Source organism: Cedecea sp. P7760, assembly GCF_013386425.1.
GTDB classification, from domain to species: Bacteria; Pseudomonadota; Gammaproteobacteria; order Enterobacterales; family Enterobacteriaceae; genus Cedecea; species Cedecea selenatireducens.
Genome location: NZ_JACARU010000030.1, coordinates 56,222 through 69,871, shown reverse-complemented (window position 1 = coordinate 69,871; position 13,650 = coordinate 56,222). Strand labels below are relative to the sequence as shown.

General features: G+C 55.4%; 11 protein-coding genes. 5 read left to right on the top strand and 6 right to left on the bottom strand.

Annotation, left to right across the window (positions count from 1 at the left end; all coding sequences use genetic code 11):
• The first annotated feature begins 3 nt into the window (after positions 1-3).
• The 5 genes from carB to folA all read left to right on the top strand — a co-directional run bounded on the left by carB (position 4) and on the right by folA (position 6,776).
• Complete coding sequence (carB, locus tag HX778_RS12680; RefSeq protein ID WP_176982190.1) at positions 4-3,228, top strand: carbamoyl-phosphate synthase large subunit; 3,225 nt, start codon at positions 4-6, stop codon at positions 3,226-3,228.
• A 139-nt stretch (positions 3,229-3,367) separates the two neighbouring features.
• Complete coding sequence (locus HX778_RS12675) at positions 3,368-3,601, top strand: YgdI/YgdR family lipoprotein (RefSeq protein ID WP_038475661.1); 234 nt, start codon at positions 3,368-3,370, stop codon at positions 3,599-3,601.
• 104 nt (positions 3,602-3,705) lie between these two features.
• Complete coding sequence (gene kefF / locus HX778_RS12670; protein ID WP_038475659.1) at positions 3,706-4,236, top strand: glutathione-regulated potassium-efflux system oxidoreductase KefF; 531 nt, start codon at positions 3,706-3,708, stop codon at positions 4,234-4,236.
• Positions 4,229-6,091 (top strand): glutathione-regulated potassium-efflux system protein KefC, encoded by a 1,863-nt coding sequence (gene kefC, locus HX778_RS12665; RefSeq protein WP_038475657.1) that lies wholly within the window; start codon positions 4,229-4,231, stop codon positions 6,089-6,091. The genes kefF and kefC overlap by 8 nt, the downstream gene beginning before the upstream one ends.
• A 205-nt stretch (positions 6,092-6,296) precedes the next feature.
• Positions 6,297-6,776, top strand: a complete 480-nt coding sequence (folA, locus tag HX778_RS12660) for a type 3 dihydrofolate reductase (RefSeq protein ID WP_176982189.1) — start codon at positions 6,297-6,299, stop codon at positions 6,774-6,776.
• A 37-nt stretch (positions 6,777-6,813) separates the two neighbouring features.
• Here folA and apaH read toward each other — a convergent pair whose 3' ends face one another.
• The 6 genes from apaH to lptD are packed head-to-tail and all read right to left on the bottom strand — an operon-like array spanning position 6,814 to position 13,568.
• Positions 6,814-7,665, bottom strand: a complete 852-nt coding sequence (apaH, locus tag HX778_RS12655; protein WP_038475653.1) for a bis(5'-nucleosyl)-tetraphosphatase (symmetrical) ApaH — start codon at positions 7,663-7,665, stop codon at positions 6,814-6,816.
• Between the two features lie 4 nt (positions 7,666-7,669).
• A complete protein-coding gene (gene apaG, locus HX778_RS12650; protein ID WP_038475651.1) occupies positions 7,670-8,047 on the bottom strand; it encodes a Co2+/Mg2+ efflux protein ApaG in 378 nt (125 codons plus the stop codon).
• A 3-nt stretch (positions 8,048-8,050) separates the two neighbouring features.
• Positions 8,051-8,875 carry a 16S rRNA (adenine(1518)-N(6)/adenine(1519)-N(6))-dimethyltransferase RsmA gene (gene rsmA, locus HX778_RS12645; RefSeq protein WP_038475649.1) on the bottom strand — a complete coding sequence of 275 codons (825 nt, stop codon included), beginning with the start codon at positions 8,873-8,875 and terminating at the stop codon, positions 8,051-8,053.
• Entirely contained in the window at positions 8,872-9,861 is a 990-nt protein-coding gene (gene pdxA, locus HX778_RS12640) for a 4-hydroxythreonine-4-phosphate dehydrogenase PdxA (protein WP_176982188.1), read from the bottom strand. Before pdxA ends, rsmA begins: the two co-directional genes overlap by 4 nt.
• Positions 9,854-11,146, bottom strand: coding sequence for a peptidylprolyl isomerase SurA (gene surA / locus HX778_RS12635; protein ID WP_176982187.1), 1,293 nt, complete (start codon positions 11,144-11,146; stop codon positions 9,854-9,856). The genes pdxA and surA overlap by 8 nt, the downstream gene beginning before the upstream one ends.
• A gap of 58 nt (positions 11,147-11,204) precedes the next feature.
• Complete coding sequence (gene lptD / locus HX778_RS12630) at positions 11,205-13,568, bottom strand: LPS assembly protein LptD (RefSeq protein ID WP_038475643.1); 2,364 nt, start codon at positions 13,566-13,568, stop codon at positions 11,205-11,207.
• Positions 13,569-13,650 lie beyond the last annotated feature (82 nt).

Here is a 13,650-nt window from a genome sequence, read left to right as displayed (position 1 = left end):
AAAATGCCAAAACGTACAGATATAAAAAGCATCCTGATCCTCGGTGCCGGCCCGATTGTTATCGGCCAGGCCTGTGAGTTCGACTACTCTGGTGCTCAGGCTTGTAAAGCGCTGCGTGAAGAGGGTTACCGCGTTATTCTGGTGAACTCCAACCCGGCAACCATCATGACCGACCCGGAAATGGCTGATGCGACCTACATCGAGCCTATTCACTGGGAAGTGGTGCGCAAAATCATCGAAAAAGAGCGCCCGGACGCGGTGCTGCCAACCATGGGCGGCCAGACCGCGCTGAACTGTGCGCTGGAGCTTGAGCGCCAGGGCGTGCTGGAAGAGTTCGGCGTCACCATGATCGGCGCCACCGCAGACGCTATCGACAAGGCTGAAGATCGCCGTCGCTTCGACATCGCGATGAAAAAAATCGGCCTCGACACCGCGCGCTCCGGCATTGCACATAATATGGAAGAAGCGCTGGCCGTTGCGGCCGACGTGGGCTATCCGTGCATCATCCGCCCCTCCTTTACTATGGGTGGCTCCGGCGGCGGTATCGCCTATAACCGCGAAGAATTTGAAGAGATTTGCGAGCGCGGCCTGGATCTCTCCCCAACTAAAGAGCTGCTGATTGATGAATCGCTGATCGGCTGGAAAGAGTACGAGATGGAAGTGGTGCGTGATAAAAACGACAACTGCATCATCGTCTGCTCTATCGAAAACTTCGACCCGATGGGCATTCATACCGGTGACTCAATTACCGTGGCGCCAGCGCAAACGCTGACCGATAAAGAATACCAAATCATGCGTAACGCCTCGATGGCGGTGCTGCGTGAGATCGGCGTGGAAACCGGGGGCTCAAACGTTCAGTTCTCCGTTAACCCGAAGACTGGCCGCCTGATCATCATCGAGATGAACCCACGCGTGTCCCGTTCCTCCGCGCTGGCGTCTAAAGCAACGGGCTTCCCGATTGCAAAAGTTGCCGCGAAGCTGGCGGTAGGTTATACCCTCGACGAGCTGATGAACGACATCACCGGCGGCCGCACTCCGGCTTCCTTCGAGCCGTCCATCGACTATGTCGTGACCAAGATCCCTCGCTTTAACTTCGAGAAATTTGCCGGCGCAAACGACCGCCTGACCACCCAGATGAAATCCGTGGGTGAAGTCATGGCTATCGGCCGTACCCAGCAAGAGTCCCTGCAGAAAGCGCTGCGTGGCCTGGAAGTTGGTGCCATGGGCCTTGACCCGAAAGTCAGCCTGGATGACCCGGAAGCGCTGACCAAAATTCGTCGCGAGCTGAAAGACGCAGGCGCCGAGCGTATCTGGTATGTGGCAGACGCGTTCCGTGCGGGCCTGTCCGTAGACGGCGTGTTCAACCTGACCAACATCGATCGCTGGTTCCTGGTGCAGATTGAAGAGCTGGTGCGCCTGGAAGAGCAGGTGGCTGAAATTGGTATCACCGGCCTGACCCACGACTTCCTGCGGATGCTGAAGCGCAAAGGTTTTGCGGATGCGCGTCTGGCGAAACTGGCTGGCGTTCGTGAATCCGAAGTTCGCAAACTGCGTGAGCAATATAACTTGCACCCTGTCTACAAGCGCGTGGATACCTGTGCGGCAGAGTTTGCTACCGACACCGCTTACATGTACTCCACGTACGAAGACGAGTGCGAAGCTAACCCGAACAACGACCGCGATAAAATCATGGTGCTGGGCGGTGGTCCAAACCGTATCGGCCAGGGCATTGAGTTCGACTATTGCTGCGTACACGCCTCTCTGGCGCTGCGCGAAGATGGTTACGAAACCATCATGGTTAACTGCAACCCGGAAACCGTCTCCACCGACTACGACACCTCCGACCGCCTCTACTTTGAGCCGGTGACTCTGGAAGACGTGCTTGAAATCGTCCGCGTTGAGAAACCGAAGGGCGTTATCGTGCAGTATGGCGGCCAGACTCCGCTGAAGCTGGCTCGTGCGCTGGAAGCGGCCGGTGTGCCGGTTATCGGCACCAGCCCGGATGCTATCGACCGTGCGGAAGACCGTGAGCGCTTCCAGCATGCCGTTGAACGCCTGAAGCTGAAGCAGCCTGCTAACGCCACCGTGACGGCCATTGAGCAGGCCGTAGAGAAAGCCGTGCAGATTGGTTACCCGCTGGTGGTTCGTCCTTCTTACGTGCTGGGCGGCCGTGCGATGGAAATCGTCTACGATGAAGCGGACCTTCGCCGCTACTTCCAGACTGCGGTTAGCGTCTCTAACGACGCCCCGGTGTTGCTCGACCGCTTCCTTGATGACGCGGTTGAAGTGGACGTGGACGCCATTTGTGACGGTGAAACCGTACTGATTGGCGGCATCATGGAACACATTGAGCAGGCGGGCGTTCACTCCGGTGACTCTGCGTGTTCTCTGCCGGCTTACACTTTGAGCCAGGAAATCCAGGACGTAATGCGCCAGCAGGTGCAGAAGCTGGCCTTCGAGCTGCAGGTGCGCGGTCTGATGAACGTGCAGTTTGCGGTGAAGGACAACGAGGTTTACCTGATTGAAGTTAACCCGCGTGCCGCGCGTACCGTGCCGTTTGTTTCCAAAGCTACGGGCGTGCCGCTGGCGAAAGTTGCCGCTCGCGTCATGGCAGGTAAAACGCTGGTTGAGCAGGGCGTGACCAAAGAAATCATTCCACCGTACTACTCGGTGAAAGAAGTGGTGCTGCCGTTCAACAAATTCCCAGGCGTTGACCCGCTGTTAGGGCCAGAAATGCGCTCTACCGGCGAAGTGATGGGCGTGGGCCGTACCTTCGCTGAAGCTTTCTCTAAAGCGATGCTGGGCAGCCAGTCCACGATGCGTAAGCCGGGCCGCGCGCTTCTCTCCGTGCGTGAGGGCGATAAAGAGCGCGTAGTAGACCTGGCCGCTAAGCTGCTGAAACAGGGCTTCGAGCTGGATGCTACCCACGGTACCGCGATTGTTCTGGGTGAAGCTGGCATCAATCCACGCCTGGTGAACAAGGTGCATGAAGGGCGTCCGCACATTCAGGACCGTATCAAGAATGGCGAATACACCTACATCATCAACACCACCGCGGGCCGCCAGGCGATTGAAGATTCCAAGCTGATTCGCCGCAGCGCGCTGCAGTACAAAGTGCATTACGACACCACGCTGAACGGCGGCTTCGCTACGGCGATGGCGCTGAACGCAGATGCCACCGAGAAGGTGATCTCGGTGCAGGAAATGCACGCGCAGATTAAGGGCTGATACTCATCAGCCTGAAAGAATATTCCGAAAACAACGCCAACGGCCTCTGAAAAGAGGCCGTTTTTGCTTCGGCCTCAGCGAGATAGTCTACAGTTAACCTGCACACAACTGAAAATGACTAACACGCTGGGAGAACACCATGCAGAAACATACTTTACTCGCTTCCCTTTTCGCTGCCGTAACGCTTCTGACCGTAGCAGGCTGCTCGTCGAATCAGGCCGTTAAAACTAGCGATGGCAAAACGATTGTGACCGATGGCAAACCGCAGGTAGACAAAGATACCGGCCTGGTGTCTTACAAAAATGCCGAAACGGGGAAAACCGAGCAGATCAACCGTGACCAGGTGAAAGAGATGAGCGAGCTGGATAACTAGTTAAGAAATATCCAACAACACGCTCAGCAATATTGACTGTTAGCCTGTCGATTAACTGACTAAACTCACTGTCATTAAAGGCAGTAGTGAAGACAGGCTTAACAATGATTCTTATAATTTATGCGCATCCCTATCCCCAGCATTCGCACGCCAACCGGCAAATGATTGAGCGGGCGAAAACGCTGCCGGGGGTAGAGATTCGTTCCCTCTACGAACTTTATCCCGACTTCAACATTGATATTGCCGCTGAACAGCAGGCGTTGAGCCGCGCTGATTTGGTTATCTGGCAGCATCCTATGCAGTGGTATAGCGTGCCGCCGCTGATGAAACTGTGGATAGATAAAGTCCTCTCACACGGCTGGGCATACGGTAAGGGCGGAAACGCTCTGCACGGTAAAGACGTTATCTGGGCGGTAACAACCGGCGGAAGCGAAAAGCATTTCGAGCTGGGTGACCACCCCGGATTTGACGTTCTTGCCCAGCCATTGCAGGCGACAGCGCTTTACTGCGGCATGAACTGGCTGCCGAGTTTTGCCATTCACTTTACCTTTGTTTGCGACGAATTCACGCTTGCCCGCCAGGCGGACGACTATAAGCAACGCTTAATTGACTGGCAGGAGGCTCGCCGTGGATAGCCATAGCTTAATTCAGGCGCTTATTTACCTCGGTTCAGCCGCGCTTATCGTGCCGATTGCCGTAAGGCTCGGGCTGGGATCGGTACTTGGCTACCTGATAGCCGGCTGTATTATCGGGCCGTGGGGGCTGCGGCTGGTGACGGATGCCGAAACTATTCTGCATTTTGCCGAGATTGGCGTGGTGCTGATGCTCTTTGTCATCGGGCTGGAGCTTGATCCGCAGCGGTTATGGACGCTTCGTGCCTCGGTGTTTGGCGGCGGTTTCCTCCAGATGGCGGGCTGCGGGCTGGCGCTGGGCGCTTTCTGTATCGTGATGGGGCTCGACTGGAAGATAGCGTTGCTTATCGGCCTGACGCTTGCCCTCTCATCGACCGCGATTGCTATGCAGGCAATGAACGAGCGTAACCTGACCGTTACGCCAATGGGGCGCAGCGCGTTTGCGGTGCTGCTGTTCCAGGATATTGCCGCGATTCCTTTGGTGGCAATGATCCCGCTGCTGGCCAGCAGTGGCGGCACGATGACCTTTGCAACCTTCTTAATTTCCGCGCTTAAGGTGGTTGCTGCGCTCGCCCTGGTCGTGCTGCTTGGCCGCTATGTGACCCGGCCAGTGCTGCGGTTTGTGGCGCGTTCCGGGCTGCGTGAAGTGTTCAGTGCCGTTGCGCTTTTCCTGGTCTTTGGCTTTGGCCTTCTGTTAGAAGAGGCCGGATTGTCGATGGCGATGGGGGCGTTTCTGGCCGGAGTGCTGTTAGCCAGCTCCGAATATCGACACGCGCTGGAAAGCGATATCGAACCGTTTAAAGGCCTGCTGCTTGGGCTGTTCTTTATCGGCGTGGGGATGTCCATCGACTTCGGGACGTTACTCGAAAATCCGCTACGCATTCTCATCCTGCTGGTCGGCTTCCTGATGATTAAAACGCTGATGCTCTGGCTGGTGGCTAAGCCGCTGAAGGTGCCACGCAGGCAGCGGCGCTGGTTTGCCGCTTTGCTGGGGCAGGGAAGTGAGTTTGCCTTTGTTATCTTCGGCGCGGCGCATATGGCGCAGGTGCTGGACGACGGCTGGTCTAAATCGCTGACCCTTACCGTGGCGCTCTCGATGGCGGCGACGCCTCTGCTGCTGGTGTTACTGAACCGGCTGGAGAAAACGGGAAGCGAGCAGGCAGGAGAAGCCGACGAGATTGATGAAGAGCAGCCTCGGGTCATCATTGCCGGCTTCGGGCGCTTTGGGCAGATTGCAGGTCGTTTACTGCTGACCAGCGGCGTGAACGTAGTCATCCTGGATCACGATCCAGACCATATTGAAACGCTGCGAAAATTCGGTACAAAAGTGTTTTATGGTGATGCCACCCGCGTTGACCTGCTTGAGTCCGCCGGCGCAGCGGGCGCTGAAGTGCTGATTAACGCCATTGACGATCCCGAAGCGAATATGCAGCTCACGGAGCTGGCGAAAGAGCATTTCCCCCATCTGCAGATTCTTGCCAGGGCGCGCGACATTAATCACTACATTCGCCTGCGTCAGGCGGGTGTAGAGATGCCGGAACGTGAAACGTTTGAAAGCTCGCTGAAGATTGGCCGCCGTGCGCTGGAAGGTTTGGGCGTAGGGAAATACGAGGCACGAGAAAGGGCCGATCACTTCCGTCGCTTTAACCTGCAGATGCTTGAAGAGATGGTGCCAACCGACGATAAGACCGCCGAGCGGGCGGACGTCTTTAAGCGTAACAGCGCCATGCTGACAGAGGTGATTAACGAGGATCGGGCGCACCTGCACGTGATTCAGCAAGACGGCTGGCAGGGCACCAAAGAAGGCCTTCACAGCGGCAAACTTTCTGACGAACCCCCGGCCAGGCCGGCAGAGTGATGTTGCTGAAAAATATTTACTTTTCCTTATAGTGAACGGGGGTTAACGCTAACCCCTTGTTCCATATCCCGCAGTTGAATATTTAGGCGCTCCGGGCGGCGCAGAATAAAAAAAATTCTCGTTACGCGGCTCACCCCCTGTCGACGAAAGATTGCGCTTTCCGTATAGTGGCGGCAATTTTTTTCATCATCCTTAGGTTATACGAATGATCAGTCTGATTGCTGCTTTAGCGGTAGATCGCGTTATCGGTATGGAAAACGCCATGCCATGGGATTTGCCTGGTGACCTGGCCTGGTTCAAGCGCAATACGCTAAACAAGCCCGTCGTTATGGGACGCCTGACCTGGGAGTCGATTGGCCGCCCGCTGCCGGGACGTAAAAACATCGTCATCAGCAGCAAAGCTGGAAATGACGATCGCGTTGAGTGGGTGACATCGGTTGAAGAGGCCATCAAAGCCTGTGGCGATGCCGAAGAAATCATGGTGATTGGCGGTGGGCGTGTGTACGAACAGTTTCTGCCGAAGGCGCAGCGCCTTTACCTGACCCACATTGATGCGGAAGTGGAAGGGGACACGCATTTCCCGGATTACGATCCTGACGAATGGCAGTCAACCTTCAGCGAATTCCATGATGCCGACGAGAACAACTCGCACGGCTACTGCTTCGAAATTCTGGAACGTCGCTAAGTTTTTAGCTCTCTCCCGCCAGGGAGAGAGCTCTGTCTCAGGAGGCGACGGCCGCCTGACCTTCATCGCTATCCTGCTGGCGGTTTGAAGGCTGTACGAACCAGCTTTTATCTTCCCAGCGCAGGCAGGTCAGATCTCCCCCCCAGCAGCATCCCGTATCCAGCGCATAGATGCCTTCCGGCGCGCCTTTCCCTTCTAAAGATGCCCAGTGACCAAAGGCCACGGAATATTCGGCGGTGACGGGGCCGGGAATTGCAAACCAGGGCTTCAGCGGCGAAGGCGCCTTCTCTGGCGTATCTTTGCAGTACATATCCAGCTGGCCGTTAGGGAAGCAGTAGCGCATGCGGGTGAGCGAGTTGGTGATGAAACGCAGGCGTGCCAGGCCGGACAGATCGCTGGACCAGTTGTTTGGCATATCGCCATACATTGCGTCCAGGAAAAGCGGATAGCTGTCGCTCGACAAAACGGCCTCTACGTCACGCGCACAGGCCTGCGCGGTTTCGATATCCCACTGCGGCGTGATCCCCGCGTGCGACATGACGAGTTTTTTCTCCTCATCCACCTGAATGAGCGGCTGGCGGCGAAGCCAGTTGAGAAGTTCGTCGGCGTCCGGGGCTTCCAGCAGCGGCGTGATGCGGTCTTTAGGCTTGTTACGGCTGATGCCAGCAAAGACGGCCAGCAGATGCAGGTCGTGATTCCCAAGCACCATACGTACGCTGTCCCCAAGGCTGCGAACATAGCGCAGCACCTCCAGAGAAGCAGGGCCCCTGGCCACCAGGTCGCCCGTCAGCCAGAGCGTATCTTCTTCAGGATTGAAATTAACCTGCTGCAATAACGCGATCAGTTCATCGTAGCAGCCGTGAACATCGCCAATCAGATATGTAGACATGGTATCAGTGAATGAAGGTTGGAATGGCCAGACGGAAAACGGGAATCTCGACCTTGAAGGCCTCTCCCTGCGCATCGACCATTGTGTAATGGCCCTGCATAGTGCCGAGCGGCGTTTCGATGACCGCTCCGCTGGTGTACTGGTAGTCGTTACCCGGCTCAATGTGCGGCTGCTCGCCAACAACACCTTCGCCCTGAACCTCGGTTTCCCGACCGTTACCGTTGGTGATCAACCAGTAACGGCCAAGTAGCTGAACCGCCGTTCGCCCCAGGTTGCGGATAGTGACGGTGTACGCAAATACGAAACGCTCGTCCTCAGGCGAGGACTGCGACTCAATATAAAAGCTTTGTACCTGAACACATACGCGGGGCGAATCAAGCATGGTTTAGCTCTCCGACGGCTGCTGTGGGTTATCAGCCAGATAGTTTGCAAGCTTGCAGTACTGAGCAACGGAAATGTTTTCTGCACGCAGTGTAGCATCGACGCCCAGCTCCGCCAGCACTTCGGCACTGAACAGGTGGCCAAGGCTATTACGGATCGTTTTACGACGCTTATTAAATGCTTCCGTAGTGATGCGGCTCAGCACGCGCAGCTCTTTTACCGGATTCGGTAAGGTGGCGTGTGGCACCAGACGCACGACGGCAGAGTCTACCTTCGGTGCCGGAGTGAACGCCGTAGGCGGTACTTCAAGCACCGGAATGACGTTGCAATAGTACTGCGCCATCACCGACAGACGACCGTAAGCTTTACTGTTTGGTCCGGCAACCAGGCGGTTAACCACCTCTTTTTGCAGCATGAAGTGCATGTCCGCAATAGCATCAGTATAGCTAAAGAGGTGGAACATCAGCGGCGTAGAGATGTTATATGGCAGGTTACCAAAGACGCGCAACGGCTGGCCGATTTTCTGCGAAAGCTCGCCGAAATCCATGGTCATGGCGTCCTGCTGATAAATTGTCAGCTTAGGTGCAAGGAACGGATGCGTTTGCAAACGGGCGGCGAGATCGCGGTCCAGTTCGATAACGGTCATTTTATCCATGCGTTCACCCACCGGCTCGGTTAAGGCCCCGAGGCCCGGCCCGATTTCGACCATCGCCTGGCCTGGCTGTGGATTAATAGCGGAGACAATACTGTCGATAACGAACTGGTCATTAAGGAAGTTTTGTCCAAAACGTTTGCGGGCAAGGTGGCCCTGGTGGACTCGAGTATTCATTGACTATTAACAATCATTTTAATGGCGAGATTAAGCGCCGTAATAAAACTGCCGACGTCGGCTTTTCCCTGGCCTGCCAGCTCTAGAGCCGTGCCGTGGTCAACCGATGTGCGGATAAAAGGTAATCCCAGAGTGATATTCACCGCGCGGCCGAAGCCCTGGTATTTCAACACGGGCAGCCCCTGATCGTGATACATCGCCAGTACGGCGTCAGCACTATCGAGGTATTTGGGCTGGAATAGCGTATCTGCCGGAAGTGGGCCAGAAAGGTGCATCCCTAAAGCGCGCATCTCATTTAACACCGGGATAATGGTGTCTATCTCTTCGGTGCCCATATGGCCACCTTCCCCGGCGTGCGGATTGAGACCGCAGACCAGCACATGCGGCTGCGGGATACCAAATTTGGTCTGCAGGTCATGATACAGGATGGTGACAATCTGGCGTAGCAAATCCGGCGTAATGGCGTCAGAAATTGCTTTCAGCGGCAGGTGTGTGGTGGCCAGCGCAACGCGAAGCTCTTCTGTCGCCAGCATCATCACCACTTTTTCGCTGTGCGAACGTTCTTCAAAGAACTCGGTATGGCCGATAAACGGAATGCCGGCATCGTTGATGATGCCTTTATGCACCGGACCGGTAATCAGGGCTGCAAACTCTCCGCTCAGACAGCCATCGCAGGCGCGAGCCAGCGTATCAACCACATAAGCGCTGTTACGCACATCCAACTGCCCTGGAACGACCGACGCGCGCAGTTCAACGGGCAGCACGGTCAGCGTGCCTGCGGCCTGTGGTTTTGCCGGTTGATCGGCCTGGAAAGGCTGTAGCGTCAGTGGGAGGCCGAGCAGGGATGCTCTGGAGAGTAACAATTCGGGAGAAGCGCAGACGACCAGTTCAACGGGCCAGTCGCGTTGCGCTAACGCGACGACCAGGTCGGGACCAATCCCGGCGGGTTCGCCGGGAGTGATGGTCACACGAAAGATGTTAGCCATTGCTGCCTATGATTTTCACGTAAGCGCTGGCGCGCTGTTCCTGCATCCAGGTTTGCGCTTCTTCGGAGAACTTGCGGTTGAACAGCATGCGGTAGGCACGATCTTTTTGTGCCGCATCGGTTCTGTCGACTTTGCGGGTGTCCAGCAGTTCGATCAGGTGCCAGCCAAAGGAAGAGTGTACCGGCGCGCTCATCTGGCCTTTGTTCAGCTTCTGCAGCGCATCACGGAAGGCTGGGTCATAAATATCCGTTGCCGCCCAACCCAGATCGCCGCCCTGATTTGCTGAGCCCGGATCGTCAGAGAACTCTTTTGCCGCCGCAGCGAACGTAGTTTTTCCGCTCTTAATATCAGCAGCAATCTGCTCCAGTTTCTGGCGTGCCTGAGTATCGTTCAGGATCGGTGACGTTTTCAGCAGGATGTGACGAGCGTGAACTTCGGTAACCGAAATATTCTGGCTCTGGCCACGCAGATCGTTAACTTTCAGGATATGGAAGCCCACGCCTGAACGAATTGGCCCGATGATGTCGCCTTTCTTCGCCGTGCTTAATGCCTGGGCAAAAATTGAAGGCAGCTCCTGAATACGACCCCAGCCCATCTGGCCGCCTTTCAGCGCCTGCTGATCGGCCGAATAGCTGATAGCGAGTTTGCCGAAGTCGGCGCCGTTACGAGCCTGATCGACCACGTTACGTGCCTGCTTTTCTGCGTCATCAACCTGAGCGGAGCTTGGGTTTTCAGGCAGGGCAATCAAAATGTGGCTCAGGTTCAGCTCGGTGCTGCTGTCGTTCTGGTTACCGACCTGCTGCGCCAGGGAGTCAACTTCCTGCGGCAGAATGGAAACGCGACGGCGCACTTCGTTGTTACGCACTTCCGAAATCGTCATCTCTTTACGAATCTGGCTGCGGTAGGTGCTGTAGTTCACGCCGTCATAGGCCAGACGGCTACGCATCTGATCCATGGTCATGTTGTTCTGTTTGGCGATGTTGGCGATGGCCTGATCGAGCTCATCGTCGGTTATCTTCACGCCCATCTTCTGACCCATCTGCAGGATGATTTGATCCATGATCAGACGTTCAACGATTTGGTGGCGCAGCGTCGCGTCATCGGGAAGCTGTTGCCCCGCGTCGCGTGAGTTCATTTTGACCGACTGCATTAAGCCGTCAACATCGCTTTCAAGGACTACGCCGTTATTGACTACGGCTGCTACTTTGTCGACAACCTGCGGGGCTGCAAAAGCCGTGTTCGCTACGAGGGCGACACCAAGAAGCAGCGTTCTCCAGTTCTTCATACTTTTTCCATTTTACTTAGCCGCAAAGCGGATTATTTAGAGTATTCGTCAAAGTGAATTACATCGAGCTCTGGTACGGCAGAATGTTAGAACGCAACATCTGCGGAATACCCAGGCCATAGTTAGAGCTCAGGCCACGTAACTCGATGTTAAAGCCGATTACGTTATCGTATTTGCTCATGTTATTTTCCCAGCCGTTGATTTTACGCTCGACGCCAACACGAATTGCATAGCAGCAAGAGCTATACTGTACGGCGAACATAGAGTCAGCGGACTGCCGGGCATTGGTATCGTAGTAGTAGGCACCAACGACTGACCAGCGGTCAACGATCGGCCAACTGGCTACCATACCTACCTGCGAGATCCCTTCTTTATACTGATCGGCGGTGGAGTATGCTGGCAACGTTGCCTGAATATACTCCGGACTAGCATAACGATAGGTCAACTGCGCCATACGGTCGGTATCCCGGCGGTATTCAATGGCTCCACTGCCGTTCGCTACGCTGCCAAGACGAGCATCGTACTGCACCCCGCCACGCAGGCCCCAACGATCGGTCATGCGCCAGTAAGTATCACCGGCCCAAAGCATAGAGCCGGTTTTCTTATCTTTCTCCCAGTTAATATTGTCATCCCCGGTACGGGACTGGGTGAAATAGTAGATTTGACCAGCGGATACGTTAAAACGTTCAACGGAAGCGTCATCATAAACGCGAGATGTTACGCCGGTCGTCACCTGGTTGGCGGAGGCAATGCGGTCAAGGCCGCCATAAGTACGGTCACGGAACAGCCCGCTGTAGTCAGACTGCAGCAGGGATGAGTCGTAGTTGTTGATCGCACTTTGGTTGCGGTATGGCACGTACAGGTATTGAGCACGTGGTTCCAGCGTTTGCGTCCAGCCGGCAACGGAGTCCATATCACGATCGAAAATCAGCTTGCCGTCCATTTTAAACTGCGGCAGCGTGCGGTTAACCGTGCTTTCTAGCGTACTCGCACTATTGATGTTCTGTTTGTATTTATCCAGATTGTCCTGCTGATAATGGGTCATCATCAGCTTGGTTTCTGTATTCAGACTTGCCCAGCCGTTGGACAGCGGCAGGTTGATGACCGGCTCGAGATGCAGGCGCGTAGCATCCGGCATGTTGCTGTTTACGTTGGTGAACTTGACGGCCTGAGCATAGACTCGGGTATCGAACGGACCTACGTCGTTTTGATAAAAGTTGAGATCCAACTGCGGCTCAGCGCGGTAAGAACTTGTCCCTGCACCCAGCTGGTTAGCAAAGACCTGGAACTGCTTAGCCGACAGCGTGGCGTCAAAGTTTTCGATGGCGTAGCCGACGCTGAATTTTTGCGTGGCGTAACCGTCGGTACTGTTGCCGTACTGGGAGCTAAAGTCGTTGAAGTAGCGTGAGTCGCTGACTTTGGTGTAGTCGACGTTGAAGCGCCACACCTGGTCCATCACCCCGCTGTGGTTCCAGTAGAACAGCCAGCGGCGATCTTTTTCACCCTGAGGCACGCCCGGCTCGTTCTTGTATTCGTCATCAGACGGCAGATAGTCAAACTCCATCAGGCCTGTACCCGCCTGGGTCAGATAGCGGAATTCGTTCTGCCACTGAATGCCGCCGCGCTTATCAATATAGTGAGGCGTAATGGTGGCATCAAAGTTTGGCGCAATGTTCCAGTAATACGGGAGAGCGAACTCAATCCCGTTGTTGGTGCTGTATTTAGCGCCAGGGATCAGGAAGCCCGAGCGGCGTTTATCGCCAATCGGGAGCTGCAGATAAGGGCTGTAGAAGACCGGCACAGGGCCCAGCTTAAAGCGGGCGTTCCAAATCTCCGCCACTTCTTCCTGCCTGTCCTGAATCACTTCGGTGCCGACCACGCTCCAGGTATTAGAACCCGGCAGACAGGAGGTAAACGTCCCGTTTTCGAGGATGGTATAGCGGTTGTCGCCACGCTGCTTCATGAGGTCCGCGGTACCGCGACCCTGGCGGCCAACCATCTGGTAATCCCCGCTCCAGACGTTAGTATCTTTGGTGTTTAAATTCGACCACGCTTTCGGACCTTTCAGGATGACCTGATTGTCATCGTAATGCACATTACCTAAGGCATCGACGGTGCGCACCGGATCCGGCTGGCCTTCAACCTGCTTCTGATGAAGTTGAACTTCGTCTGACTGCAGGCGGCTGTTGCCTTGCTGGACGTCAACATTCCCGGTAAAAACAGCGTTATCCGGATAGTCACCTTTGGCGTGATCGGCCTGGATGGTGACCGGCAGGTTATTGCCGTCGCCCTGCACCAAAGGACGATTGTAGCTTGGGACACCCAACATACACTGCGAGGCAAGGTCGGCAGCCATACCTTGTTGGCTATAAAGGGCTGAGCCAATCAATGTGGCCAGCAAGGTGGGAATACGTTTTTTCATACGTGTTATTTGTTGTTCCGTCATCAGGGTATAGCGAAGGCAAACGGTCAGAGACTAACGTACTCATCACCACAGCGCTAGT